At 60.6% G+C, this 25,068-nt stretch carries 23 protein-coding genes; 13 read left to right on the forward strand and 10 right to left on the reverse strand.

The annotated features are described in order from the left end of the window. The first annotated feature begins 95 nt into the window (after positions 1 to 95). From ACF8O8_RS14175 to ACF8O8_RS14185, 3 genes are all read left to right on the forward strand, one after another. Positions 96 to 1,088, forward strand: coding sequence for an AraC family transcriptional regulator (locus tag ACF8O8_RS14175; protein WP_020191297.1), 993 nt, complete (start codon positions 96 to 98; stop codon positions 1,086 to 1,088). Positions 1,089 to 1,317: 229 nt separating this feature from the next. Continuing rightward, positions 1,318 to 2,361 carry a histone deacetylase family protein gene (locus ACF8O8_RS14180; protein ID WP_392509874.1) on the forward strand — a complete coding sequence of 348 codons (1,044 nt, stop codon included), beginning with the start codon at positions 1,318 to 1,320 and terminating at the stop codon, positions 2,359 to 2,361. After that, positions 2,361 to 3,464 carry a polyamine ABC transporter substrate-binding protein gene (locus ACF8O8_RS14185; RefSeq protein ID WP_003253292.1) on the forward strand — a complete coding sequence of 368 codons (1,104 nt, stop codon included), beginning with the start codon at positions 2,361 to 2,363 and terminating at the stop codon, positions 3,462 to 3,464. The genes ACF8O8_RS14180 and ACF8O8_RS14185 overlap by 1 nt, the downstream gene beginning before the upstream one ends. Before the next feature lie 31 nt (positions 3,465 to 3,495). Here the strand turns inward: ACF8O8_RS14185 and ACF8O8_RS14190 are convergent, their stop codons facing one another. After that, a complete protein-coding gene (locus ACF8O8_RS14190; RefSeq protein ID WP_392509875.1) occupies positions 3,496 to 5,025 on the reverse strand; it encodes a PLP-dependent aminotransferase family protein in 1,530 nt (509 codons plus the stop codon). A gap of 89 nt (positions 5,026 to 5,114) precedes the next feature. Here ACF8O8_RS14190 and ACF8O8_RS14195 point away from each other — a divergent pair, with 89 nt between their 5' ends. The 3 genes from ACF8O8_RS14195 to ACF8O8_RS14205 are packed head-to-tail and all read left to right on the forward strand — an operon-like array spanning position 5,115 to position 6,881. Further along, entirely contained in the window at positions 5,115 to 5,744 is a 630-nt protein-coding gene (locus tag ACF8O8_RS14195) for an FMN-binding negative transcriptional regulator (RefSeq protein ID WP_392509876.1), read from the forward strand. An 11-nt stretch (positions 5,745 to 5,755) separates the two neighbouring features. Further along, a complete protein-coding gene (locus ACF8O8_RS14200; RefSeq protein ID WP_392509877.1) occupies positions 5,756 to 6,202 on the forward strand; it encodes a GNAT family N-acetyltransferase in 447 nt (148 codons plus the stop codon). A gap of 7 nt (positions 6,203 to 6,209) precedes the next feature. Continuing rightward, the gene (locus ACF8O8_RS14205; protein ID WP_392509878.1) at positions 6,210 to 6,881 is read left to right on the forward strand and encodes a GNAT family N-acetyltransferase; all 672 of its coding nucleotides are present in this window, start codon (positions 6,210 to 6,212) and stop codon (positions 6,879 to 6,881) included. A 119-nt stretch (positions 6,882 to 7,000) separates the two neighbouring features. On the opposite strand, the gene oadA is transcribed toward ACF8O8_RS14205, so the two are convergent. Together oadA and ACF8O8_RS14215 are read right to left on the reverse strand one after the other, a co-directional pair. Beyond that, entirely contained in the window at positions 7,001 to 8,809 is a 1,809-nt protein-coding gene (gene oadA / locus ACF8O8_RS14210; RefSeq protein WP_003253282.1) for a sodium-extruding oxaloacetate decarboxylase subunit alpha, read from the reverse strand. A gap of 11 nt (positions 8,810 to 8,820) precedes the next feature. Further along, positions 8,821 to 10,236, reverse strand: a complete 1,416-nt coding sequence (locus ACF8O8_RS14215; RefSeq protein WP_003253279.1) for an acetyl-CoA carboxylase biotin carboxylase subunit — start codon at positions 10,234 to 10,236, stop codon at positions 8,821 to 8,823. A gap of 189 nt (positions 10,237 to 10,425) precedes the next feature. On the opposite strand from ACF8O8_RS14215, the gene ACF8O8_RS14220 reads away from it, so the two are divergent. After that, complete coding sequence (locus ACF8O8_RS14220) at positions 10,426 to 11,388, forward strand: LysR family transcriptional regulator (RefSeq protein ID WP_010955834.1); 963 nt, start codon at positions 10,426 to 10,428, stop codon at positions 11,386 to 11,388. Here the strand turns inward: ACF8O8_RS14220 and ACF8O8_RS14225 are convergent. Then, a complete protein-coding gene (locus ACF8O8_RS14225) occupies positions 11,330 to 11,548 on the reverse strand; it encodes a PA3496 family putative envelope integrity protein (protein ID WP_061405728.1) in 219 nt (72 codons plus the stop codon). The two genes, ACF8O8_RS14220 and ACF8O8_RS14225, sit on opposite strands and share 59 nt — an antisense overlap. A gap of 212 nt (positions 11,549 to 11,760) precedes the next feature. Then, positions 11,761 to 12,627: a transcriptional regulator HexR gene (hexR, locus tag ACF8O8_RS14230; RefSeq protein ID WP_003253273.1), complete on the reverse strand. Its 867-nt coding sequence runs from the start codon at positions 12,625 to 12,627 to the stop codon at positions 11,761 to 11,763. 103 nt (positions 12,628 to 12,730) lie between these two features. On the opposite strand from hexR, the gene zwf reads away from it, so the two are divergent. From zwf to ACF8O8_RS14250, 4 genes are all read left to right on the forward strand, one after another. Continuing rightward, on the forward strand, positions 12,731 to 14,173 hold the full coding sequence (gene zwf / locus ACF8O8_RS14235; RefSeq protein ID WP_003253271.1) for a glucose-6-phosphate dehydrogenase: 1,443 nt from the start codon (positions 12,731 to 12,733) through the stop codon (positions 14,171 to 14,173). 214 nt (positions 14,174 to 14,387) lie between these two features. Beyond that, positions 14,388 to 16,574: a DNA helicase II gene (gene uvrD / locus ACF8O8_RS14240; RefSeq protein WP_010955837.1), complete on the forward strand. Its 2,187-nt coding sequence runs from the start codon at positions 14,388 to 14,390 to the stop codon at positions 16,572 to 16,574. A gap of 132 nt (positions 16,575 to 16,706) precedes the next feature. Further along, entirely contained in the window at positions 16,707 to 17,561 is an 855-nt protein-coding gene (locus ACF8O8_RS14245; RefSeq protein ID WP_010955838.1) for a Tim44 domain-containing protein, read from the forward strand. Between the two features lie 113 nt (positions 17,562 to 17,674). Further along, entirely contained in the window at positions 17,675 to 18,082 is a 408-nt protein-coding gene (locus ACF8O8_RS14250) for an SMI1/KNR4 family protein (RefSeq protein ID WP_010955839.1), read from the forward strand. Positions 18,083 to 18,236: 154 nt separating this feature from the next. On the opposite strand, the gene ACF8O8_RS14255 is transcribed toward ACF8O8_RS14250, so the two are convergent. Further along, complete coding sequence (locus tag ACF8O8_RS14255) at positions 18,237 to 19,997, reverse strand: cation:proton antiporter (protein ID WP_010955840.1); 1,761 nt, start codon at positions 19,995 to 19,997, stop codon at positions 18,237 to 18,239. Between the two features lie 339 nt (positions 19,998 to 20,336). Here ACF8O8_RS14255 and ACF8O8_RS14260 point away from each other — a divergent pair, with 339 nt between their 5' ends. Next, complete coding sequence (locus ACF8O8_RS14260; RefSeq protein ID WP_003253263.1) at positions 20,337 to 20,822, forward strand: acyl-CoA thioesterase; 486 nt, start codon at positions 20,337 to 20,339, stop codon at positions 20,820 to 20,822. Here the strand turns inward: ACF8O8_RS14260 and pdxY are convergent. After that, on the reverse strand, positions 20,819 to 21,691 hold the full coding sequence (gene pdxY, locus ACF8O8_RS14265) for a pyridoxal kinase PdxY (protein WP_003253261.1): 873 nt from the start codon (positions 21,689 to 21,691) through the stop codon (positions 20,819 to 20,821). The genes ACF8O8_RS14260 and pdxY overlap by 4 nt on opposite strands. Positions 21,692 to 21,811: 120 nt before the next feature. Here pdxY and ACF8O8_RS14270 point away from each other — a divergent pair, with 120 nt between their 5' ends. After that, entirely contained in the window at positions 21,812 to 22,204 is a 393-nt protein-coding gene (locus ACF8O8_RS14270; protein WP_003253259.1) for a DUF3301 domain-containing protein, read from the forward strand. On the opposite strand, the gene ACF8O8_RS14275 is transcribed toward ACF8O8_RS14270, so the two are convergent. Genes ACF8O8_RS14275 through zigA form a run of 3 tightly spaced genes read right to left on the reverse strand, consistent with a single transcriptional unit; the run spans position 22,205 to position 25,048 of the window. Further along, the gene (locus tag ACF8O8_RS14275) at positions 22,205 to 23,176 is read right to left on the reverse strand and encodes a GTP-binding protein (protein ID WP_010955842.1); all 972 of its coding nucleotides are present in this window, start codon (positions 23,174 to 23,176) and stop codon (positions 22,205 to 22,207) included. Between the two features lie 40 nt (positions 23,177 to 23,216). After that, positions 23,217 to 23,843 (reverse strand): DUF1826 domain-containing protein, encoded by a 627-nt coding sequence (locus ACF8O8_RS14280; RefSeq protein ID WP_392509879.1) that lies wholly within the window; start codon positions 23,841 to 23,843, stop codon positions 23,217 to 23,219. Next, a complete protein-coding gene (gene zigA / locus ACF8O8_RS14285) occupies positions 23,840 to 25,048 on the reverse strand; it encodes a zinc metallochaperone GTPase ZigA (protein WP_392509880.1) in 1,209 nt (402 codons plus the stop codon). The genes ACF8O8_RS14280 and zigA overlap by 4 nt, the downstream gene beginning before the upstream one ends. Between the last annotated feature and the right edge of the window lie 20 nt (positions 25,049 to 25,068).

The raw sequence follows: 25,068 nt of genomic DNA on the forward strand, positions 1-25,068 counted from the left end.
GGCCGCGCCGGCAGGGTATGTGGTTTGCCTGCAGCCCCGGATATCGGCACATAACTTGCTCCGTAATGCGTCCCAGCCAAACGGGATTACCCAGCATGCTGCACAGCCACCTGACCACCCTCAACGCAGTTTCGCTGATCCTCAACGTCTTCCAGGCAGACGGTTGCGAGGCGTCGGCGTTGCTGGCCGGCAGCGGCATTGGCCCGGCAGACCTGGGGCATGCCGATGCGCGCATCACCACCCAGCAGGAGCTGCAGGTTTGCGCCAATGCTGTGGCCCGGCGCGAGGACATTGGCCTGGAACTGGGCCAGCGCATGCGCGTGTCGTGCTACGGCATGCTCGGTTACGCGCTGCTCTCCAGTGCCACTTTGGGTGACGCCCTACGCCTGGCGCTGCAGTATCCGGCACTGCTGGGAACAGTCTTCAAGCTGCGCTTGCTCGACGACGGCCAACGTGTCTGGTTCAGCGCCAGCGATTACCAGGACAGCCCGGCGCTGAGCGCTTTCAACGCCGAGTTCTGCCTGGTGTCGCTGAAAGTCATCTGTGATGACCTGCTTGGCCGGCCGTTGCCGCTGCTTGGCGCACGCTTCGAACACCCTCGCCCTGGTTACCACGCGCTCTATGCCGGAGCCTTTCAATGCCCGATCGGTTTCGCCGCCGAGGACAATGCCTTTGCCTTCGAACGGCGATGGCTGGATATGCCGCTGCCGCTGGCCGACCCGATTACTCACAAAGCCATGAGCGAGCGCTGCCGGCGCCTGAACCTTGAATTCACCGGTCGCCAGGCATGGCTGGGACGGATTCGCCAGCTGCTGGCGCAGCAACTGGACGCAGCACCCGGGCTGGAAGGGCTTGCGCGGCAGATGAACTGCTCTTCGCGCACTCTGCGCCGGCATTTGCAGGCGCTGGGCAGCAGTTATCAACAGCTGTTGGACGAGCTGAGGTTCGAGCGGGCCAAGCAGTTGCTGGCCGATGAACAGATGCCGATCTACCGGATTGCAGAGACTTTGGGGTTCAGTGAGACGGCCAGTTTTCGGCATGCCTTCCAGCGCTGGAGTGGCGTGGCGCCCAGCCATTTTCGTGGTTGACCTGTTCTGGCCTCTTCGCGGGTAAACCCGCTCCTACAGGGGCGTCACAACCCCTGACGCCCTGGTGGCCATTGTAGGAGCGGGTTCACCCGCGAAAAGGCCGGATAGGTCACCACCCATCCGGCCAAAGACCTTGGCCATATCGATCCCCTTTTGGCCGTTTGCGTCGTTCTCCCCTGCTGATCAGCCCATGACAATGGACCCACGCCAGTCCCACCGGAGAACAACAATGCTGACGATCTATTCCGATGACCACCGCCTGCACCACGGCCGCTGCGAGCTGATCGATGGCAAGCTGATGCCCTGTTTCGAAATGCCTTCGCGCGCCGACCATGTGCTCGACCAGGTGAAAAAACGCAAGCTCGGCGACATCAAGGGCCCGACCGACTTCGGCCGTGCGCCGTTGTTGCGCGTCCACAGCGCCGATTACCTGGATTTCTTCGAAGGCGCCTGGGCCCGCTGGGCTGCGCTGGGCCAAGAGGGTGACCTGCTGCCCTTCACCTGGCCGGCCCGCACACTGCGCCAGGTCAAGCCGACCGGCCTGCATGGCGAACTGGGTTACTACAGTTTCGATGCCGGCGCCCCCATCACCGCGGGTACCTGGCAGGCGGCCTACAGTGCTGCGCAAGTTGCCCTGACCGCCCAGGCTGCAATTCAGCAAGGCGCCCATGCCGCGTTCGCCCTGTGCCGTCCGCCAGGGCACCACGCTGCCGGCGAAGTGATGGGCGGCTACTGCTATCTGAATAATGCCGCCATCGCCGCCCAGGCCTTCCTCGACCAAGGCCGACGCAAGGTCGCCATCCTTGACGTCGACTACCACCACGGCAACGGTACGCAGGACATCTTCTACAGCCGCGACGACGTGTTCTTCGCCTCGATCCACGGCGACCCGCAGGACGAATTCCCGTTCTTCCTCGGCTATGCCGATGAAACCGGCGAAGGCGCAGGCCAGGGCTACAACATCAACTACCCCTTGCCCGCCGGTAGCGACTGGGCCGCCTGGAGCGCAGCCCTGGAGGATGCCTGCAAGCGCATCGCCAGCTATGACGCCGACGTGCTGGTCATCTCCCTGGGTGTGGACACCTTCAAGGACGACCCCATCTCGCAGTTCAAGCTGGACAGCCCGGATTACCTGGAAATGGGCAAGCGCATCGGCCAACTCGGCAAGCCGACCCTGTTCGTGATGGAAGGCGGCTACGCTGTGGAGGAAATCGGCATCAACGCGGTCAATGTGCTGGAAGGCTTCCAGCGCGCCCAGCCAGGAGCCCGATAATGGTCCGACTCAAACGTCTGCTCGCCCCATTCATCGCTGCCACCCTGTTCGCGGGCGCCCTGCATGCGCAAGCCGAGCAGCGAACCCTGCGTGTATATAACTGGTTCGATTACATCACCCCGCAGACCTTGACTGCCTTCCAGAAGGACAGCGGCGTGAAGCTGGTGTACGACATCTTCGACACCAATGAGGCATTGGAAGCCAAGCTGCTAACCGGCAACTCCGGCTATGACGTGGTAGTACCGTCCAACGTATTCCTCGCCAAGCAGATCGAAGCCGGGGTGTTCCAGCCGCTGGATCGCAGCAAGCTGCCGAACTGGCAACACCTGGACCCGGCACTGATGAAGCTGATCGAAGCTAACGACCCGGGCAACAAGTTTGCCGTGCCGTATATGTACGGCACCGTGCTGATCGGCTTCAACCCGGCCAAGGTCAAGGCTGCACTCGGCGACAACGCGCCGGTGGACAGCTGGGACCTGATCTTCAAGGAAGAGAACATCGCCAAGCTCAAGCAGTGCGGCGTGGCCCTGCTCGACTCGCCGTCGGAGATTCTACCGCTGGCCCTGCAGTACCTGGGCTTGCCGCCGAACAGCGACAAACCGGCTGACTATAAGAAGGCCGAGGAGCTGATGCTGAAGATTCGTCCGCATATCACCTACTTCCACTCCTCGAAGTACATGGCAGACATCGCCAATGGCGACATCTGTGTGGCAGTGGGCTACAGCGGCAGCTTCTCGCAGGCAGCCAACCGCGCACGTGAGGCGAACAACGGCGTGGTGGTGGACATGCGCCTGCCCAAGGAAGGCGCGCCGATCTGGTTCGACATGCTGGCGATTCCAAAGGGCGCAGCAAACCCGGAGGATGCGCATACGTTCATCAATTACCTGCTGCGGCCAGAGGTGATTGCGCCGATCAGCGACTTCGTGGGGTATCCGAACCCGAACAAGGATGCGACCGACAAGGTGAATCCGACGATTCGCAACAACCCCAACCTGTATCCAACGGCAGAGGCGATGGCCAAGCTGTATACCCTCAAGCCTTTGACGCGAGATGCCGAACGGGCCAGAACCCGCGCCTGGACGCGGATAAAGTCCGGTACCTGATGTTGAACCGGGGGCTGCTTTGCAGCCCCACTCATTTTTTCCAGACTTTGCGTAGTTTCATCAAGGCCTCGGCAATCTCGCCCTCTGGCACTGCCGCAAAGCCCAGCACCAGCCCTGCCCGCTTATCCACAGGCACCTCGCAGTCCGCCAACCAGTAATTGCTCAGTGGTGTCACTTCCACCCCCACCGCCTCAGCCTTGGCCACCAACTCCTGCTCCCGAGCAAAGTTATCCACATCGACCTTCACATGCAGCCCAGCCGCCACTTCCGGCATTGCGCCCAACCCCGGAATATCCACAGGCCAACCGGCCTTGAGCACATCGCGCCGCTTCAATGCCGCCTTGCGCATACGGCGGATATGCCGCTGAAAATGGCCACGGGCCATGAACTCGGCCATCACGCACTGGCTGCTGACCTCCGAATGGCGCACCGCCAACGCTTTGCCTTGGCTGAAAGCCTGCACCAGCTTCGACGGAAGCACCAGGTAGCCCAGGCGTAACGCCGGGAAGGCGATCTTGCCGAAGGTACCGACATACAGCACCCGCCCGTGCCGGTCGAGCGCTGCCAGCGGGGCCAGCGGTGCACCGCTGTAGCGATACTCGCCGTCGTAGTCGTCCTCGATGATCCAGCCGTCACTGCGTTCAGCCCAGGCCAGCAATGCCAGGCGACGTGCAAGGCTCATGGTCACCCCGGTCGGGTATTGGTGCGCAGGCGTGACATAGGCCAGTCGGCAATCCATCAACTGCTCCAGCCGGCTGCAGTCCAGCCCGTCTTCATCCACAGGCACGCCACACACCCGGCCGCCCGTGAGCGTGAAGGCATGAGCGGCCGCCCGATAGCCTGGGTTTTCCACAGCCACACCGTCGCCCGGTTGCAGCAGCAACTGTGCACAAAGGCTGATGGCCTGCTGCGCACCGCTTGTGATCACAATTTGTTCAGCCGTACAGCTCAGCCCCCGCGAGCGGCGTAGATAGGCCGCTATCAGATCGCGCAAAGCCGGCTCGCCAGCGGGGTCACCATAGCCCAGTTGTGCAGGCGATGGGTTGCGCCAGAAACCCGCCTGTAGCTTGGCCCAGACGTCAAACGGGAACAGGTCGAATGCTGGAATACCAACGCGAAAAGCACGCGGCGCACCGCTTCTGGGGGGTGGCAAATGATTGTTTTTCAGGCGCTGCAGAGGCGCGCTGATAAGCCTCCCGCTGGATAAATCCTCAGTATTTTCTTCACGAAATGTGGATAAACCTGTTGATAAGCCCAGGGATAACCCTGTGGATACTTTTGTGGACAGTTTTGGCAGCCGGCTGACGTAGGTGCCATCACCGACCCGGCTTTCGATGAAGCCCTCGGCATACAGTTGATCGTACGCGCGCACCACGCTATTGCGTGAAAGCGCCAACATGGCAGCCAGGTCGCGCGTAGCCGGCAGACGAGTACCACTGCTCAGGCGCCCATCCAGCACCCGCGCTCGCAACGCCTGATATAGCTGCTGGCTAAGCCCGCGACTGCGGTCGAGCGCGATCCCGGCAGGGTCGAAAGGCAAGATGAGGGACGACTCGCGCATGATATTGGACCTATGAAAACAGGCATTAATGGATCTTACCCAGAACCAATAGCCTGCCTAGGATGGAACCATTCGACAAGGATCCCGCCATGTACAACAGTAAGCCGCACCAGGAACACGACCTCACCCGCTTACACCAGCACATGCTAGACACCCGCCTGGCCGTTCTGGTCAGTCAGGGCGAACAGGGCCTTCTGGCCACGCACCTACCGGTGCTGGTCAATACCGCCGAGGGCGATTTCGGCACTGTGTATGCCCACCTGGCCCGGGCCAACCGCCAATGGCAAGACCTGCAGCACGGTGGCGAAGCACTGCTGGTATTCCCTGGCGCCGATGCCTATGTCAGCCCCGGCTATTACCCAAGCAAGGCCGAAAACCCCAAGGTGGTGCCGACCTGGAACTACCTGGCGGTGCACGCTTATGGCACGGCCGAAGTTATCCATGAGGCCGAGCCGCTACTGGCTATCGTAAGCCGCCTGACCGACCGCCACGAACAGGGTCGCAGCGAACCATGGAAAGTCACCGACGCCCCTGCCGACTACATCGAGGGCATGCTCCGCGCCATCGTCGGTATCCGTCTGCCCATCGCGCGCCTGCAAGGTGCGCGCAAGCTCAGCCAGAACCGCTCCGGGCAAGACATCGCTGGTGTGCGCGAAGGCCTGAGCGCCAGTCCCGATCAACTGGACAATCAACTCGCGGCGCACATGCGCCAACTCTGAAGGAATAGCCCATGCCCAACCTTACCCTGCGCCCTGTCACGGCCCAAGATCACGCAGCCTGGCTCGCCCTGTGGCAGGCCTACCTGCACTTCTACGAGACCGAGTTGGCCGATGCCGTCAGCCTGAGCACCTGGCAACGCCTGCTCGACCCCAGCGAGCCAACCCACTCGGCACTGGCCTGGGTCGACGGCAAGGCGGTGGGGATGGTCAACTTCATCTACCATCGTTCCAACTGGAGTATCGAGAATTCCTGCTACCTGCAGGACCTGTATGTGGACAGCACGCAACGTGGCCTGGGCATTGGTCGACAGTTGATCGAGCACGTCTACACCACTGCCAAGGCCGACAACTGCATCAAGGTGCACTGGCTGACCCACGAAACCAACGCCACCGCCATCAGCCTGTACCAGCAGGTTGCCGAGCGCTCGGGCTTCATCCAATTCCGTAAAGGCTTGTAGGCCGCACATGACAGACGCATTGAACTGGAAACCCGCCGCAACCCCCCAGGCCGAGCCCATTGAAGGCCGCTTCATCCGCCTGGAGAAGCTCGATCCAGGGCGCCATGGCGAAGATCTCTGGGAGGCACTGCAGGGTCCGGCCTCCGATCCGGTGCTGTGGGACTACCTGCCCTACGGCCCGTTCGCCGAACGCGTCGCCTTCGACCGCTGGCTGGAAGGCAACGCTGCTGGCGGCGACCCGCTTTTCTACACCGTCATAGACCGCGCCAGTGGCCAGGCCCAAGGCATCCTCAGCCTGATGTCGATCGTGCCTGAACACGGCCGGATCGAGATCGGCCACATTGCCTTCGGCGCCGCTATGCAGCGTACGCCCAAGGGTACCGAGGCGGTGTATCTGCTGGGCAAGCTGGGCTTCGCGCTGGGTAATCGACGGCTGGAGTGGAAGTGCAATAACGCCAATGCCCGCTCCAAACGTGCGGCAGAGCGATTCGGCTTCGTCTACGAAGGGGTGTTCCGCAAGCACCTGGTGGTGAAGGACCATAACCGCGATACGGCGTGGTATTCGATTACCGATGATGAATGGCCGGCGGTGGCTGCCGGGTTTGAGCGGTGGTTGAGTGAAGAGAACCAGCAGCCTGGTGGCCAGGTGGAAAGCCTTGAGATGTGCCGCAAAGGTTGAGCGGTGTGCTGAATCAGCTCCTACAAGGGATGCGCGTTGTGAGGTGCGGGTGAGTCCGGCACAAAAAAAGGGGAGCATCCGCTCCCCAGAGGTTAACCACTTGTAGATGAGGGCTTAAATCAGCCCTCGATCTCGATCAGGATCTCACCCGGCGTCACGCGATCACCCTTGGCCACATGGATGGCCACGACCTTACCGGCGATGGCCGCCTGCACTTCGGTTTCCATCTTCATGGCTTCGGTGATCAGGACCGCCTGGCCGGCCTTGACCATGTCACCTTCCTTGACCAGCACATCAACGATGTTCCCTGGCATGGTGGTGCTCACGTGGCCAGGGTCGGTCGCTTGCTTGCGCTTGCTGCCGCCACCGCTGACGAACTCGTTGAGTGGCTCGAATACCACTTCCTCCGGCATGCCGTCGATCGACAGATAGAAGTGACGCTTGCCTTCGGCCTTCACGCCCACACCGGTGATGTCGACGCGGTAGGTTTCGCCGTGTACGTCGATGACGAACTCGGTCGGCACGCCTTCACCGCCTGGGGCAGCCACGGCACCGGCTTCCGGAATCGGCAGCAGAACTTCAGGCGTCAAGGTGCCAGCTTCGCGTTCTTCGAGGAACTTGCGGCCAATGTCCGGGAACATGGCAAAGGTCAGCACGTCTTCTTCGCAACGGGCCAGGGCACCGATGTCGCTACGCAACTTGGCCATTTCCGGCTTCAGCAGGTCAGCCGGGCGCACATCGATCACTTCTTCGCTGCCGATAGCCTGGCGACGCAGTTGCTCGTTGACCACACCCGGGGCCTTGCCATAGCCACCTTGCAGGTACAGCTTCACCTCATTGGTGATGGTTTTGTAGCGCTCACCCGCCAGCACGTTGAAGAACGCCTGGGTGCCGACGATCTGCGAGGTCGGGGTGACCAGTGGCGGGAAGCCGAGGTCTTCACGCACACGCGGGATTTCGGCCAGCACTTCGTTCATGCGGTTGAGGGCGCCCTGCTCCTTGAGCTGGTTGGCCAGGTTGGAAATCATGCCGCCCGGTACCTGGTTGACCTGCACCCGGGTGTCTACCGCGGTGAACTCGCTTTCGAACTGGTGGTACTTCTTGCGCACGGCGTAGAAGTACAAGCCGATCTCCTGCAGAAGCTCCAGGTCCAGGCCGGTGTCGAACTCGCTGCCCTTGAGTGCAGCAACCATCGACTCGGTACCCGGATGGCTGGTGCCCCAGGCGAAGCTGGAGATGGCGGTGTCGATGTGGTCCGCGCCATTTTCCACGGCCTTCAGCTGGCACATGGCTGCCAGGCCGGCGGTATCGTGGGAGTGAATGAACACCGGCAGCGACTGTTCTGCCTTCAGCGCCTTGACCAGCTCGCCAGTGGCGAACGGGGTCAGCAGGCCGGCCATGTCCTTGATCGCCACCGAGTCGCAACCCATGGCTTCCATCTGCTTGGCCTGGTTCACGAAGGCTTCGATGGTGTGTACCGGGCTGGTGGTGTAAGCGATGGTGCCCTGGGCGTGCTTGCCGGCGGCCTTGACCGCTTCGATGGCCACGCGCAGGTTACGCACGTCGTTCATGGCGTCGAAAATGCGGAACACATCGATGCCGTTGACCGCCGCCTTGGCGACGAAGGCCTTGACCACGTCGTCGCTGTAATGACGGTAGCCCAACAGGTTCTGGCCGCGCAGCAGCATTTGCAGGCGGGTGTTTGGCAGCGCTGCGCGCAGCTTGCGCAGGCGCTCCCACGGGTCTTCCTTGAGGAAGCGCACGCAGGCGTCGAAGGTGGCACCACCCCAGACTTCCAGCGACCAGTAGCCAACCTTGTCGAGCTTGTCGCAGATCGGCAGCATGTCTTCGGTACGCATGCGGGTAGCCAGCAGGGACTGGTGAGCGTCGCGCAGGATCGTGTCGGTTACGTGAATTTTCTTGGACATTATAGGGTTCCTCACAGTCCTGCGTGGGCGGCGATGGCGGCGGCGATGGCCAGGGCCAGCTCTTCGGGTTTGCGCTTGATCGAGTAGTTGGTCAATTCAGGGTGGCTTTCGACAAAGCTGGTATTGAACTGGCCGCTACGGAATTCCGGATTGCGCAGGATTTCCTGGTAGTACGCGGCGGTGGTCTTCACCCCTTGCACGCGCATGTCGTCCAGGGCCCGCAGGCCGCGGTCCATGGCTTCTTCCCAGGTCAACGCCCACACCACCAGTTTCAGGCACATGGAGTCGTAGAACGGTGGAATGGTATAGCCGGTGTAGATCGCCGTGTCGGTGCGCACGCCCGGGCCGCCGGGGGCGTAGTAACGGGTGATCTTGCCGAAGCTGGGCAGGAAGTTGTTTTTCGGGTCTTCAGCATTGATACGGAACTGCAGGGCGTAGCCGCGGTGCTGAATGTCTTCCTGCTTGACCGACAGTGGCAGCCCCGAGGCGATGCGGATCTGCTCACGAACGATGTCGATACCGGTGATTTCTTCGGTAATGGTGTGTTCCACCTGCACCCGGGTGTTCATTTCCATGAAGTACACTTCGCCATCGGCGAGCAGGAACTCCACGGTACCGGCGTTCTCGTAATTCACCGCTTTGGCAGCACGCACCGCCAGGTCGCCGATGTAGGCGCGCTGCTCGGGAGTGAGCTGTGGGCTGGGGGCAATTTCGATGAGCTTCTGGTTACGGCGCTGGATAGAGCAGTCGCGCTCGAACAGGTGCACTACGTTACCGAAGCTGTCACCGAGAATTTGCGCCTCGATGTGCTTAGGGTTGACGATGCATTTCTCCAGGAACACTTCGGCCGAACCGAATGCCTTGGTCGCCTCGGAAATGACCCGTGGGAAGTTCTGTTCCAGTTCTTCGCGGCTATTGCAACGGCGAATACCACGGCCGCCACCACCGGAGGTGGCCTTGAGCATCACCGGATAACCGATGCGATCACCTTCGCTCAGGGCTTCATGAATATCGGCAACGTTGCCTTCGGTGCCCGGGGTTACCGGCACACCGGCGGCGATCATGGTGCGGCGCGCTTCGGTCTTGTCGCCCATACGGCGAATCACGTCGGCGGCCGGGCCGATGAACTTGATCCCGCGCTCGGCGCAAATTTCTGCCAGTTCAGCGTTTTCCGAAAGGAAACCGTAGCCTGGGTGCAGGGCATCACAGCCGGTTTCCACAGCCAGATTCACCAGCTTGCGCGGGTTGAGGTAACCGGCCAGCGGCTCGGCACCGATGCTGTGTGCTTCGTCAGCGCGCTTGACGTGCAAGGCATGCCGGTCGGCGTCGGAAAAGATCGCTACCGAGCGAATGCCCATCTCGGCGCAAGCACGCACGATCCGAACTGCGATTTCACCTCGGTTGGCGATCAGGATTTTTTTTATCACTGGAGTCTTCCCAAAGCCGTAGGAACAGTCGAGCCGGTTCTACCGGTCGGCGCGTGACCAGACGTTGCTGGCCAGTCGCGTATTCACCCTAGCGCTGTAGGTCGATAAACAAAAATCAATATTTGTTAGAGGCTGTATTAGCAAAAGCTTATAGTTGGGTAACAAGGTGTTGCCGAAGAGCTGATTAAAATGCGTAAGTCCTTGATGCGTATGACATTGCGTCAACTCCAGATCTTTAACGAGGTGTGCGATTTGCGGTCGTACAGCCGTGCTGCGGAGGAGATGGCGCTGACGCAACCCGCCGTTAGTCTACAGATCCGTCAGCTTGAAGAGCTGATTGGCCAGCCATTGTTCGAGTACGTGGGCAAGAAGCTCTACCTGACCGAGGCGGCCGAGGCCCTGCAGCGCGCCAGCCACGATATCTTCGGGCGCCTGGAGAGCCTGGACATGCAGCTGTCGGACATGCAGGGCTCACTGCAGGGTCAGTTGAAACTGGCGATCGAGTCCAGTGCCAAGTACTTCGTGCCACACCTGTTCGCCGCCTTTAAGCAGCGTCACCCGGAAGTCAACCTGACCCTGACGGTAGTCAATCGTGCCCAAGCCATCCGCCGTCTTTCCGATAACCGCGACGACCTGATCATCATGTCGATGGTGCCGCAAGACATGGGCCTGGAGTTTCTGCCGTTCCTCAACAACCCGATCGTTGCGGTTGCGCCGCCACAGCACCCGCTGTGCAAGCTGGAGCAGTTGCGCATGCAGGACCTGGAGCCTCATACCCTGCTGGTCCGCGAGCAAGGTTCGGGAACACGCAAGGCGTGCGAAGAGTACTTCAAGGACAAGCGCGTGCATTTCGCCCAGACGCTTGAAGTAGCCTCGGCCGATGCCCAGCGCGAATGCGTGATCGCCGGGCTGGGGATCGCCCTGTTGACCCGTCACGCCGTCAACCTGGAATTGGCTACCGGGATGCTGAAGGAATTACCGGTCGAGGAGCTACCGCTGTACCGTAGCTGGTGCGTGGTGCAGGCCAAGGCCAAGCGGCAGTCACCGGTGGCCTTGGCGTTTCTTGCATTCATACGCGGCGAACGCGCATTGATCAGCGCGCTTGTTGAACGTTTTTCGGGGAAGTTGCCGCCGACGACTGCCATACCGTGAGTGCTTGCAGCTCGGGGTAGTCCGCCAGGTCGCGGAGCAATTGACGTTGGTCGCAATAGCTCTCGATCGCGCGGCGGTATTCCATACGGCGCTGATCCTTTTCCTGCTGCTTGCGAGCCTTGGCGTTGGGTTGGTACGTACCGTCGAAGTCACGAGCCATTGCCTGTCTCCCAGATAGTATGCGGGAGTTTCAGACTGGCCTTGATGGTTTACCGTTTGGCGGTGGAATGGTGACAGAATCGTGAATTTTCACTGCCTGTACCGGCCTCTTCGCGGGCTTGCCCCGTTCACACAGGAATTGCACCGATTTATAGAAGTGCACAGTACCTGTGGGAGCGGGCAAGCCCGCGAACAGGCCAGTACAGGTTGAATTCAGTCGTCGGTAGCCTTGATCGACTTGGGCGACAGACGCAAGCTGCGCAAGCTGCGTTTCACGCTCTTCAGGTGGTTGACCAGGCTAGGCCCGCGCGCCATGGCAACGCCCATGGCCAGCACGTCGATCACCACCAGGTGGGCAATACGCGAGGTCAGTGGGGTGTAGATCTCGGTGTCTTCATGCACGTCGATCGCCAGGTTGACCGTCGATAGCTCGGCCAGCGGCGTCTGGCTGGGGCACAGGGTAATCAGGTTGGCGCCGCTCTCACGCACCAGGTTGGCAGTGATCAGCAGGTCCTTGGAACGGCCCGACTGGGAAATACACACCGCCACATCGCCCGGTTTCAGGGTAACGGCCGACATCGCTTGCATGTGGGGGTCGGAATACGCTGCCGCGCTGAGCAGCAGGCGGAAGAACTTGTGCTGGGCATCGGCCGCAACCGCACCGGACGCGCCAAAGCCATAGAACTCTACCCGCTGCGCCTGGGCCATGGCGCTCACGGCTTGTTGCAGCGCCTGCGGATCAAGGTGCTCGCGCACTTCCATCAGGGTGTGCAGGGTGGTGTCGAAGATCTTCAGGCTGTAGTCGGCGACCGAATCGTCTTCGTGGATGGCGAACTGACCGAAGCTGGCCCCGGCAGCCAGGCTTTGCGCCAGCTTCAGCTTAAGGTCCTGGAAGCCCGAGCAGCCAATGGCCCGGCAGAAACGCACGATGGTCGGCTCACTGATACCCACGCTGTGCGCCAAATCGGCCATGGAGCTGTGCATGACGGCAGCCGGGTCGAGCAGCACGTGGTCGGCCACTTTCAGTTCCGATTTGCGCAGCAAGTGGCGCGATTGGGCGATATGTTGCAACAGATTCACAGGCGGGACTCGGTTATGATCGGCTTGCCGGGTTGTAGCTTTCTTGTAGTTATACTACATGGACGCCAACCCGCCCAGTTAAACGAACGTGGAGAGTGGTGGTTTGACTATTCCTTGCGACATTCTGGTCTTCGGCGGCACCGGTGATCTGGCCCTGCACAAATTGCTTCCGGCGCTCTACCACCTGTTTCGCGAGGCCCGTCTGAACCCTGCCGTGCGGGTCATCGCACTGGCCAGGCGCAACCTGCCACGCATCGACTATCTGAAGCTCGCCGAACGCCATTGTCGGGCGCAGATTGCCCGCAGCGACTTCGACGAAGAGGTGTGGCAGCGGTTTTCCGCACGGGTCGACTACTTCCCGATGGATGCTTCACAGAGCGCCGACTTCGGCCGCCTGGCACGCTACCTGGGCGAACCCGGTGGGCTGACGCGCATCTTCTACCTGGCCACCGCTCCCAACCTGTTCGTGCCGATTGCCAACCACCTGCGCATTGCCGGACTGGCCGACACCGAAGCGCGCATCGTGCTGGAAAAACCGATCGGCCATTCGCTGGAATCGGCCACTGCCATCAATGAAGCGATTGGCACGGTGTTCGAAGAAAGACAGGTGTTCCGCATCGACCACTACCTGGGCAAGGAAACCGTGCAGAACCTGATGGCCCTGCGTTTTGCCAATGCCCTGCTGGAGCCGGTGTGGCGCAACAACCAGGTCGACCATGTCCAGATCAGCGTTTGCGAGACACTGGGCGTAGAAAACCGCGGTGCCTACTATGATCGCGCCGGGGCTATTCGCGACATGCTGCAGAACCACCTGCTGCAGCTGCTGTGCCTGGTGGCCATGGAGCCACCCGCGCAATTCGAGGCAGAGGCGGTACGCGACGAAAAGGTGAAAATCCTGCGCGCCCTCAAGCCGATCACCGGCCAGGATGTGCAGGACAAGACGGTACGCGGCCAATATGGGGCCGGGCGTATCGGCGGCCAGGAAGTGCCGGCCTACTACTTTGAAAAGGACGTCGACAACGACAGCGATACCGAAACTTTCGTGGCCATCGAGGCGCATATCGACAACTGGCGCTGGGCGGGCGTGCCTTTCTATCTGCGCACCGGCAAACGCATGGCGCGGCGCGCTTCGCAGATCGTCATCCAGTTCAAGCCAGTGCCTCACGAACTGTTCAGCGGCGGCCAGGTCAACCAGTTGCTGATACAGCTGCAACCGGACGAACGCATCAGCCTGCGCATGATGACCAAGAGCCCAGGCAAGGGCATGCGCCTGGAACCCGTGGACCTGGACCTTAATCTGGCCCAGGTGTTCAGCCAGACTCGCCGCTGGGAAGCCTACGAGCGTCTGCTGCTGGATGTGCTCGAAGGTGATTCGACACTGTTCATGCGCCGCGATGAAGTGGAAGCAGCCTGGGCTTGGGTAGATCCAATCATCAAGGGCTGTGAAGAGCACTTCCAGGCGCCCCGCCCCTACCCGGCTGGCAGTTTCGGGCCCGAACAAGCCAACAGCCTGCTCGCCAGGCATGGCAGGCACTGGCATGGCTGAATGGCCTGCGCGATGGCGCGATCTTTAATCTGATACAGCAGCAGATGAAGTGCGAAGGTGCGAAATCCATAAGGTGAAGGCCATCGCCTGACCATGCCTCAGCCAGCTTGCGCAAGCCGTGACCTGGCCCCGGACCGATGAGCGGGATGCCGCCAGGTGAATATTCATACAGTAGATATTTGCCCCTTACCCGGCATCGCCCTAGAATGGCCCGATGCGCACAGACGACCTCTCTCTCCTGCTGAATTCCCTCAACGATGCCCAACGCCAGGCCGTAGCGGCCACGCTCGGGCGTCAACTGGTGCTTGCCGGCGCCGGTTCCGGTAAAACCCGCGTGCTGGTACACCGCATCGCCTGGCTGATCCAGGTCGAGCAGGCGTCGCCGCACTCGATCCTGTCGGTGACCTTCACCAACAAGGCCGCAGCAGAAATGCGCCAGCGGATCGAGCAACTGCTGGGCATCAACCCGGCAGGCATGTGGGTAGGCACCTTCCACGGCCTGGCCCATCGCCTGTTGCGGGCCCACTGGCAGGAAGCGCGGCTGGTGCAGAACTTCCAGATCCTCGACAGCGACGACCAGCAGCGCCTGATCAAGCGGGTCATGCGCGAGTTGGGCCTGGACGAGCAGAAGTGGCCGGCACGCCAGGCCCAATGGTTCATCAACGGACAGAAAGACGAAGGCCTGCGCCCGCAGCATATCCAGGCGGGGGGCGACCTGTTCCTGGCGACCATGCGCGAGGTCTATACGGCCTACGAGCAGGCTTGCGAGCGCGCCGGTGTCATCGATTTCTCCGAGCTGCTGCTTCGCGCCCTGGACCTGTGGCGTGACCACCCGGGCCTGCTGGAGCACTATCAGCGACGCTTCCGCCACGTGCTGGTGGACGAGTTCCAGGATACCAACGCCGTGCAGTACGCCTGGTTGCGCCTGCTGGCACGCGGTGGCGACAGCCTGATGGCGGTAGGCGATGACGACCAGTCGATCTACGGCTGGCGCGGCGCCAAGATCGAGAACATTCACCAGTACACCGCCGACTTCCCCGACGCCGAAATGATCCGCCTGGAGCAGAACTACCGCTCCACCGGCGGCATCCTCAAGGCGGCCAACGCGCTGATCGCCAACAACAGCGGGCGCCTGGGCAAGGAACTGTGGACCGACATGGGCGAAGGCGAACCACTGACCCTGTACGCGGCCTACAACGAGCACGACGAAGCGCGCTATGTCGTGGAAACCATCGAGAGCCTGGTCAAGCAGGGCAATGCGCGCAACGAGATCGCCATCCTGTACCGTTCCAACGCCCAGTCGCGCGTGCTGGAAGAGGCCCTGCTGCGCGAGCGCATCCCCTACCGCATCTATGGCGGCCAGCGCTTCTTCGAGCGCGCCGAAATCAAGAATGCCATGGCTTACCTGCGCCTGATCGAAGGGCGTGGCAACGATGCCGCTCTGGAGCGGGTGATCAACGTGCCGCCGCGCGGTATTGGCGAAAAAACCGTCGAAGCCATCCGCGAGCACGCCCGCCACAGCCAGCTGTCCATGTGGGAGGCCATGTGCCAGCTGATCGCTGCCAAGGCCCTCAAAGGCCGCGCCGCCAGTGCCCTGGGGGCCTTTATCGAGCTGATCGAGGGGCTGGCTGCCAAGGTTGTGGACATGCCGCTGCATACCATGACCCAGACCACCATCGAACAGTCCGGCCTGATCACCTATCACCAGGAAGAAAAGGGTGAAAAGGGCCAGGCACGGGTAGAAAACCTTGAGGAACTGGTCAGTGCGGCGCGCAACTTCGAGTCCACCGACGAAGACGCCGACCTTTCCCCGCTCTCGGCCTTCCTTGGCCACGCCTCACTCGAAGCTGGCGATACTCAGGCTGACGAGCATGAAGACAGCATCCAGCTGATGACCCTGCACAGCGCCAAAGGCCTTGAGTTCCCATATGTGTTCCTGGTGGGCATGGAAGAAGGCTTGTTCCCGCACAAGATGAGCCTGGAAGAACCCGGCCGCCTGGAAGAGGAACGACGCCTGGCCTATGTAGGCATCACCCGCGCCATGCGCCAGCTGGTCATGACCTATGCCGAAACACGCCGCCTTTATGGCAGCGAGACTTACAACAAGGTGTCGCGTTTCGTACGTGAAATTCCGGCAGGCCTGGTTCAGGAAGTACGCCTGTCCAACAGCGTCAGCCGCCCGTTCGGCGGGGCCAAGACGGCCACCAACAGCAACCTGTTCGCCAATGCCAGCATTCCGCAGACCGCGTTCAACCTTGGCCAGCGTGTGCAGCATGCGGTATTCGGCGAAGGTGTGATCCTCAACTTCGAGGGTTCTGGCGCTCAGGCGCGGGTGCAGGTGAATTTTGCCGAAGGTAGCAAATGGCTGATGCTGGGGTATGCCAAGCTCGAGGCTGTCTAAAGCCCGCAAGGGTCGGGCCTGCCAACTTTGTAACATTCAAGCAAAAGCTCGAAACACTATGTCGCTGGTCATGTGCCCGGGAACCTGTGCACCATGACGCGCGTGCAATCCACAACAGGGGATATCCCACTTATGCAACGTTTTCTTAGCATCGCACTGGCGCTCTGCGTCGGCCTGACGCTGAGCCTGGACGCCAGCGCCAAGCGTTTCGGCGGCGGCAAGAGCTCGGGCTCCGCGCCTATCCACCAGACCCGCCAGGCTACGCCAACCACGCCTGCTGCCGCGCCGACCGTACCTGGCCGTGCACCGGCTGCCGCCAGCGGTGCTTCGCGCTGGTTGGGCCCACTGGCCGGCCTCGCCGCCGGTGGCCTGCTGGCTTCCATGTTCATGGGCGACGGTTTCGAAGGCTTCCAGATCATGGACTTCCTGATCGTGGCGCTCATCGCCTTCCTCGTGTTCCGCTTCATCGCCGCGCGCCGTCGCCAGCAGCAGCCGCAAATGGCCATGCCAGGCCATGCGCCGATGCAGCGTGAGGCTCACGCGCAGCCTGCGCAGCCGTCGATTTTCGGTGGTTCGGCCGCACCTGCTGCCACAGCCGCACCGGTGATCAACGCGCCGGCCTGGTTCAACGAGCAGAGCTTCCTGGCGGCAGCCCGTAACCACTTCCAGTCGCTGCAGCAGCACTGGGATGCCAATGAAATGGACAAGATCAGCGAGTTCGTTACCCCGCAAATGCTTGAGTTCCTCAAGCGTGAGCGTGCTGAGCTGGGTGATGGCTTCCAGTCTACCTACATCGATAACCTGGAAGTGCAACTGGACGGTGTCGATGACCGCGCCGACCGCACCGACGCTACCCTGACCTTCCGTGGCGTGTCGAAGAATTCGCGCTTCGACCAAGGCGAAGTGTTCAGCGAAAGCTGGCACATGGTTCGCGCCCAAGGCGAGAACCAGCCTTGGCTGGTAGCCGGTATCCGTCAAAACAGCTAATCGCTGCGTGCTAAACACAGAACCCCGGGCTTGCCCGGGGTTTTTGCTTTTGCCAAAGTGGGCTACTAGGGTATAAGGCGCAGCGTTGTCATCTAGGTCAGAGGAAGTGAACCGTGGAAGAAGTGATCGAACAACTCCGTGAAGCGAATGAGCCGGTACCGGTGCCCCTGGAGCTTCCCGACGAAGACCAGCTGGTAGAAATCGAAGAGCAGCTGTTCATCAATATTCCATTCGTGTTCAAAGAGTTTCTGCTGACCGTAAGTGATGTGGTTTACGGCTCCCTTGAGCCAGTTACCGTCACTGATCCGCACTCGCACACCTACCTGCCAGATGTGGCCTCCAACGCTTGGGATGCCGGCGTACCGCGCGACCTGATTCCGCTGTGCCAGGACGGCGACAATTACTATTGCGTGGAAGAAGACGGCACCGTGGTGCTGTGGGATGCCGAAGAGGAAGGTGTCGGCGAGGACAGTTGGGAATCGGTGTGGCACTGGGCGCGAGATGTTTGGCTGGAGAGCTGATCGCTAACGCCCTTATAGATGCGCGATTTGAGGCAGGAAAATGACGTCTTAGCGACTCAAGGTCGTTAAAATCGCCAGGCTTTTTGCGCCTGGCGACATCGCTATAGCCCCATCTCCTCGGGCGGGCGAGATACTTTGCCCGGGGCAGACCCCCTCAGTGCGAGTTCTCGCGACTGTTCTCCAGCGTCTCCAGCAACGCGATCTGCATGCGCGTGTGCACGCGGATGAGCCAGCGCCACAACAACGCCACCACCACCGCAGCTACCACGGCAATCACCAGCAGCAATTCGCTGGTGGGCAGAATGCTGGCGGACAATGCCGACAGCAGCAGGAAAATCACCAACAGCGACAACAGCGGGATCACTTCGGCGATCACACGGCGCACGCGCTGGGTATGTCGCCCGGCCATTTCCGGCTTCACGCCCATCTCTGCCAGCAGCATCGAGAGTGCTTTTAGCTTGCGGTACGCGGCGATCAGGAATGGCAGTGACAGCAACAACGCTGCCCCCCAAATGACGGCCTTCTGATGGCTGACATCGCTGACCCACTCGCTGAGCCAATTGCCGAGACGCCCTGCAAAATAACCGCCACTGAAGAAGATGGCGATCACCAGCGCCAGGTTCACCCCCACCTGCAACAGGATGCGCCGGATCATCGCCGCCAGCATGGCACTCTCGCCCTGCGGCTGGATGTTGCGCAACCACTCGCCATACAACGACAGCACGCGCGCGAGGCGGGCGGGCACCACATTGCCCAGTTTCTGCGACAACGGGTCAGCCGCGCGGATCAGGTAGGGTGTCAGCAACGTAGTGATTGCCGATACTGCGACCGCCACCGGGTATAGGAAGTCGCTGGTCACCTGCAGGGTCATGCCCAGCGCGGCGATGATGAAAGAGAACTCGCCAATCTGCGAAAGCCCCATGCCCACGCGTAAAGACGTACGCCCGTCATTGCCGGCTATAAACGCCCCCATGCCGCAAGACAGCATCTTGCCCAGTACCACCGCCAGGGTGATGACTACGATCGGCCAGGCATAGTCGATGAGCACCTCAGGATCAATCATCATACCGATGGCGACGAAGAATATGGCGCTGAACAGGTCGCGTACGGGCTCAATCAAGCGTTCAATCTTCAACAACTGGCGTGATTCGGCCATGATCGCGCCAATCAGGAAAGCGCCCAGAACCATACTGTATTCCAGCTTCACGACCAGCAGGCAGAAGCCGAAACACAGGCCCAGAACGGTGATCAGCAACATTTCGTTGCTTTCGAACCTTGCGACGTAGGCCAATAACCGCGGCACCAGCAAAATACCGATGACCAGAGCGACAACCATGAACAGCGACAGCTTGCCGACTGTGGAGAACACCTCGCCCGAGCTGACCGTGCCGCTGACCGCGATACCCGACAGCAGGGCAATGATACCGATGCCAAGAATGTCCTCGACGATCAGCACGCCGAAGATCAGCTGGGCAAAGCGCTCGTTCTTCATCTTCAAGTCGTTGAGCGCCTTGACGATGATGGTGGTGGAGGAAATGGCCAGGATGGCGCCCAGGAACAGTGAATCCATGGTGCTCCAGCCAAACCAGCGGCCAATCTCAAAACCGATCCAGATCATCAGCACGATTTCCAGGAACGCTGCGATGAACGCCGTGGCACCGACCTTGAACAGCTTGCGCAAGCTGAACTCGAGCCCCAGGCAGAACATCAGGAAGATCACCCCCAGTTCGGCGAGGGTCTTGATGGTGTCTTCGTCATGAATCAGGCCGAACGGCGGAGTGTGCGGGCCAATGATGAAGCCGGCGACAATGTAGCCCAGCACCACCGGCTGCTTGAAACGGTGAAAAAGAATGGTGACCACGCCAGCGACCAGCATGATGACTGCCAGGTCCTGGATGAAGCTGATGGCATGCATGGCGTGATACTCCTTTTCTCGTCTTGTGAATGCCTGGGCAGACCGCTCCTCTGCCGAGGCAAACCTGAGCGAGCAGCAAGTACATACTGTATTGAATCCGGGAACACCCATGTTGCATGGGCGTACTCAGGTTAACATCGCGCTCCGCCGCAAAAAGCCAGTGCAATATGCAGAAACAGATCGGCTGGAAAAGCGCCGCTGATGGCATGATCAGCGTGACGATGATGCGCCAGCCAACGTCCCGTATCAGCAAGGCACATTCAAAAGAGGGGAACAGCAGTGTCAGCAGATAACGCCCTCCATTCGCCCGATTCAGCGCAACCTCACCGTGAGCACACTATGGAACCTGGAAACGCCCAGCTGAGCATGACCGTCCTGATGACCCCGGACATGGCCAACTTTTCTGGCAACGTACATGGCGGCACCCTGCTCAAGTACCTCGACGAAGTGGCTTATGCATGCGCCAGCCGTTATGCCGGCAGTTATGTGGTAACCCTGTCGGTCGACCAGGTGATCTTCCGTGAACCCGTGCACGTGGGTGAACTGGTAACCTTCCTGGCGTCGGTCAACTACACCGGCAACACTTCGATGGAAGTTGGCATCAAAGTGGTGACCGAGAACATTCGCGAGCGCTCGGTGCGCCATTCCAACAGTTGCTTCTTCACCATGGTCGCGGTCGACGACAACCGCCGCCCGGTGCCGGTGCCACCACGCCAGCCGCACAGCAGCGAAGAAAAGCGCCGCTTCCTGCAAGGCCAGCAGCGCCGTCAGATCCGCCAGGAACTGGAAAAGCGCTATCAGGACTTGAAAACCGACGCCATTTAAAGCGCCAGTAACTGCGCTTCGAAGCGCACCCGTGGGTGCGCAATGCGGTCCTGGGCCCGCACCAGCTGCAATTCGTAGCTGGCGCAGGCCTGGGTTTCCAGCAGCACTTCATGCACTGCCGCAGCCGTGAATTCGAATGCCTGCACCCAGCTGTCGCCAAGCAGAACACGCGCCAGGAACAGGCCTGAGGTCAGGTCACCCACCCCCACCGGCTGACGCGGAAACGCCAACAGTGGGCGGCGCAAATGCCAGCTATGCTCGGCGGTCACCAGCAACATTTCGAACTGTTCTTCGGCCCGCCCGGGGTAAGCCAGATGCTTGACCAGTACAACCTGCGGCCCACGCTGCAGCAGGCTGCGCGCCATGTTCACGCAATCCTCCAGAGACTGGGCGCGGCGCCCACAGAAGCTGTCCAGCTCCAGCTGGTTGGGGCACAGGATGTCCGCCGTGGCTGCAGCCTCGTCAAGCAGGAACTCACTGACTTCGGGCGGCACGATGCAACCCTTTTCCGGGTGCCCCATGACCGGGTCGCACAGGTATAACGCTTTTGGGTTTACCGCCTTGATCCGCTCGACACCGGCCAGGATCGCTCGCCCTTGTTCGGCACTGCCCAGGTAGCCGGAAAGCACTGCATCACAATGGCCCAGCTCGCCGATGTTGGAAATGCCTTCGACCAATGCAGGAATTTGCGCTGGGGCAAGCACTTCCCCCGCCCACTGGCCATACTGTGTGTGATTGGAGAACTGCACGGTATTGAGGGGCCAGGCATTGACCCCGATACGCTGCATGGGAAATACCGCGGCGCTGTTGCCGGCGTGGCCGAACACCACGTGGGACTGAATGGCGAGCAGGTGCGGGGTACGTTTCATGCGGGAGGTTTCCAAAGCTGTTTCTAGGATTGTGCGCAGCGCAGTATGAACTTGATTGCTACCTGTACGACAGGCCAGGAACGCAGTTAAGCTGGATCTACCTGTTTGGAGCATATGCAAATGTTGACCCTGGAGAACCTCTTCGTCCTGATGCTGGTAGCCACGGCAGGCGCCTGGTTGTGGCACAACCATGGGTTGCGTGAAAAGGCCCTGGAACGGGTCAAACAGCATTGCGCCAAACTCGACCTGGAGTTGCTTGACGATGCCGTAGCGCTCAAGCGTATCGCCTTTGTCCGGGATGCCAATGGCCGCAAGCGCCTGGCACGCGTCTATGCCTTCGAATTCACCGTAACGGGTGAGCAACGTCACCCCGGCACCGCGACCCAGTTCGGCGCCCACAGCGTGCAGATCGAACTAGCGCCCTACCCGTTCGAAATCAAGACCCCACCACGCGCCGACAACGTCATAGAGATGCAGCAATGGCGCCAGGAGCATAACCGCTGGCGCAACTGATCAACTGACGCGACATTCATTCAACCCGGCTTGCAACGCGGGTTGCGGTTGCGGCTGATGGAAAATCAGCTCGATACGGCTGTCCCTGCGCCAGTCGCTGGGCTGCCAAGCGGGCATATCCCCATTCAGCCCATTGAATGACCACCAGCCCTCCATGCTGTGGATAACTCCCTTGGCCCGTCGCCATGGCAAAGCACACAAGAAAGCTTTCAGCCGCTGTGGATAAAACTGTTGTCCAGGGTGCCACCGCCAGCCAATACTCCAACCACCCTCTCCCTGCTGGACAAGGCAAATCGGTTGACTCGGGTCAGCCCACAATGCTGCTGGAGCGATTCCAAGATTGTCGACAATCCTGTTTTTCAAGAATGGGCTGTCAACAATCTGTGGAGATACCGTCGGGAGGCCGGACAAAGGCAGCTGCCCTTGCACGGTCCACATGATCTTCTTTTCTTGAAATTTATTACTTATCAACAACTTATGTATTTCATCCACAGCCTCTGACTTATTGAAAACCACGCTTTCAGAGGCGTTGAAAGCCTGCTGTTGAGCCTCTGGAAGAGGCTCGTTTCGAGCCATGGCCCGGGCATCCACAACCATCAGGAGTGGCTGAATTGTCAGCACTCCAACCCAAGGCGCTTGTTGCAGCTGAGCCAGCAGCTGCAAGGGATGGCCCAGGCCGGAAGGTTCGATAAACAGCCGGTCAGGCCGCGATTTGCGCAGCAGTCGTCCCAGGCCCACCTGGAACGGCATGCCGTTGACGCAGCACAGGCAGCCGCCTGCGACCTCGCCGATGGCGATGCCGTCTTCGTCACGGCTGAGTAAGGCTGCATCCAGGCCGACAAGGCCGAACTCGTTGATCAATACCGCCCAGCGCTCGTTGGCTGGGCGCTGAGCCAGCAAGTGACGGATCAGCGTGGTCTTGCCAGCACCAAGGGGGCCGGCAATTACATGGGTGGGAATGTTCTGCAGCATGGGGTGGCTTCAGGCGGCGGTGATGCCTCACTATGCGCCGTCAAGCCAGCCAGTCAAGGCTGAGCAGCAAACGCCCCCGCTGCGCCGAAGGTGACCGATGCACCAAGCCTGCCCCATCGTTACCCTGCCATTGTTCGCCTTTAAGTATCGCAACCTCGGCGGCTTGCAGGTGTTGGATGTTATCCACAGGTGGCTGAGCTGTGTGTAACTCTCCACGACAGCTATCCCGCTCTTGCAACCATTCACTACCTGGGCCGACGTAAGTGGTGAGCAAGCGCAACGGTACGTTATCCACATGGAAGCGTGGGCACATCGGAGCGTTCAACACGCGCAAGCGCAAACCGACCCGTCGTGCGCCAACCAGACAGGTATAAGCCGCCACCAACCACGTCACATCAGCTACGAAAGCTTCATACCCATGCAAATCCGCCGCTTCACGCAGCAGATCTGGCAATACCGGCTTCTGCTCCTCGTTCACATCAATCACCCGCTGATCAGCCAAGGGCTGGCCAAGGCTGATCACCAGTGCGGCAAAGTCCTCCAGTTGGGCCGGCAAGCGCCGCCGCCATACGGCCAGGTTCACGCCATCCTGCAGCACTTCGGCCAGCACCTGGGGCGACTCGCCAAACACCTGAAAGATATCCACAGGTCGGTGCGCCAGGTTCATGCTGCCGCCTCCTCATGCCATGGGCCAAATGGGTCAGGTAGGCGCAACCAGCCCATGTGGCCCAAGTCCATTTCTTGATCCGTCAACAGGCATGCATCGAGGGCTGTGGATAATTTTTCGAAGTCGATATTCTGCCCGATAAACACCAACTCCTGGCGGCAGTCACCGGTCTCAGCGGTCCAGTGTTTCAAGATCTCGCTGGTGTTATCCACATCCTGTGGCCACTGCTCGCGTGGCACGAAGCGCCACCAGCGGCCAGCCAGACCATGGCGCATCATGCCGCCCGCTTGCGACCAGCTGCCAGCTTCCTGATATTTGCTGGCCAACCAGAAAAAGCCTTTGGAACGCAGCAGCCTTCCGTTTTCCCAGTCCTTGTGGATAAAGTCGTAAAAGCGCTGTGGATGAAGCGGGCGTCGGGCTTGCCAGGTCATGGCCGCGATACCGTACTCTTCGGTTTCTGGTACATGTTCACCGCGCAGCTCCTGCAACCAGCCTGGTGCCTGGGCCGCCTGATCGAAGTCGAACAGCCTGGTGTTGAGGATACGTGCCAACGGCACTTGGCCCATGACCATGGGTACGATCTGCGCTCGGGCATTGAGACTGCGCAAAATAGCGATGAGTTCTTCGCGCTCATGTTGGCTGATCAGGTCGATCTTGCTCAGCAGCAGCACATCTGCGAACTCGACCTGCTCGATCAGCAAATCACTGATCGACCGCTCGTCTTCTTCGCCCAACGTTTCGCCCCGGCTGGCCAGGCTGTCTGCTGCTTGATAGTCGCGCAGGAAGTTCAAGCCATCGACCACGGTGACCATGGTGTCCAGTCGCGCCATATCGGACAGACTGCGACCCTGCTCGTCGCGGAAAGTGAAGGTCTCAGCCACTGGCAGTGGCTCAGAGATACCGGTGGACTCGATCAGCAAATAATCGAAACGCCCCTCTTCGGCCAGCCGCGCAACCTCCTCAAGCAGGTCTTCGCGCAACGTGCAGCAAATGCAGCCGTTGCTCATCTCGACCAGTTTCTCTTCAGCGCGGTTAAGGCTGACATTGCGCTGCACCTCACTGGCATCGATGTTGATTTCACTCATATCGTTGACGATTACCGCCACCCGCAAGTTGTCGCGGTTGCACAGCACATGGTTGAGCAGCGTGCTCTTGCCGGCGCCCAAAAAGCCGGACAGCACGGTGACGGGAAGACGATTGAACATGGCGAACCCCTTCAGGCAGA

Source organism: Pseudomonas sp. TYF_14 (assembly GCF_043105275.1).
GTDB classification, from domain to species: Bacteria; Pseudomonadota; Gammaproteobacteria; order Pseudomonadales; family Pseudomonadaceae; genus Aquipseudomonas; species Aquipseudomonas alloputida.

Coding starts and splice junctions, on each gene's coding strand:
- ACF8O8_RS14270 (WP_003253259.1), top strand. CDS start 21,812: ATGTTGACCCTGGAGAACCTCTTCGTCCTGATGCTGGTAGCCACGGCA.
- ACF8O8_RS14255 (WP_010955840.1), bottom strand. CDS start 19,997: ATGCATGCCATCAGCTTCATCCAGGACCTGGCAGTCATCATGCTGGTC.
- ACF8O8_RS14175 (WP_020191297.1), top strand. CDS start 96: ATGCTGCACAGCCACCTGACCACCCTCAACGCAGTTTCGCTGATCCTC.
- ACF8O8_RS14200 (WP_392509877.1), top strand. CDS start 5,756: ATGCCCAACCTTACCCTGCGCCCTGTCACGGCCCAAGATCACGCAGCC.
- uvrD (WP_010955837.1), top strand. CDS start 14,388: ATGCGCACAGACGACCTCTCTCTCCTGCTGAATTCCCTCAACGATGCC.
- ACF8O8_RS14185 (WP_003253292.1), top strand. CDS start 2,361: ATGGTCCGACTCAAACGTCTGCTCGCCCCATTCATCGCTGCCACCCTG.
- ACF8O8_RS14245 (WP_010955838.1), top strand. CDS start 16,707: ATGCAACGTTTTCTTAGCATCGCACTGGCGCTCTGCGTCGGCCTGACG.
- ACF8O8_RS14280 (WP_392509879.1), bottom strand. CDS start 23,843: ATGAACCTGGCGCACCGACCTGTGGATATCTTTCAGGTGTTTGGCGAG.
- oadA (WP_003253282.1), bottom strand. CDS start 8,809: ATGTCCAAGAAAATTCACGTAACCGACACGATCCTGCGCGACGCTCAC.
- ACF8O8_RS14190 (WP_392509875.1), bottom strand. CDS start 5,025: ATGCGCGAGTCGTCCCTCATCTTGCCTTTCGACCCTGCCGGGATCGCG.
- ACF8O8_RS14195 (WP_392509876.1), top strand. CDS start 5,115: ATGTACAACAGTAAGCCGCACCAGGAACACGACCTCACCCGCTTACAC.
- ACF8O8_RS14180 (WP_392509874.1), top strand. CDS start 1,318: ATGCTGACGATCTATTCCGATGACCACCGCCTGCACCACGGCCGCTGC.
- pdxY (WP_003253261.1), bottom strand. CDS start 21,691: ATGAAACGTACCCCGCACCTGCTCGCCATTCAGTCCCACGTGGTGTTC.
- ACF8O8_RS14205 (WP_392509878.1), top strand. CDS start 6,210: ATGACAGACGCATTGAACTGGAAACCCGCCGCAACCCCCCAGGCCGAG.
- ACF8O8_RS14275 (WP_010955842.1), bottom strand. CDS start 23,176: ATGCTGCAGAACATTCCCACCCATGTAATTGCCGGCCCCCTTGGTGCT.
- zigA (WP_392509880.1), bottom strand. CDS start 25,048: ATGTTCAATCGTCTTCCCGTCACCGTGCTGTCCGGCTTTTTGGGCGCC.
- ACF8O8_RS14220 (WP_010955834.1), top strand. CDS start 10,426: ATGCGTAAGTCCTTGATGCGTATGACATTGCGTCAACTCCAGATCTTT.
- ACF8O8_RS14260 (WP_003253263.1), top strand. CDS start 20,337: ATGGAACCTGGAAACGCCCAGCTGAGCATGACCGTCCTGATGACCCCG.
- ACF8O8_RS14225 (WP_061405728.1), bottom strand. CDS start 11,548: ATGGCTCGTGACTTCGACGGTACGTACCAACCCAACGCCAAGGCTCGC.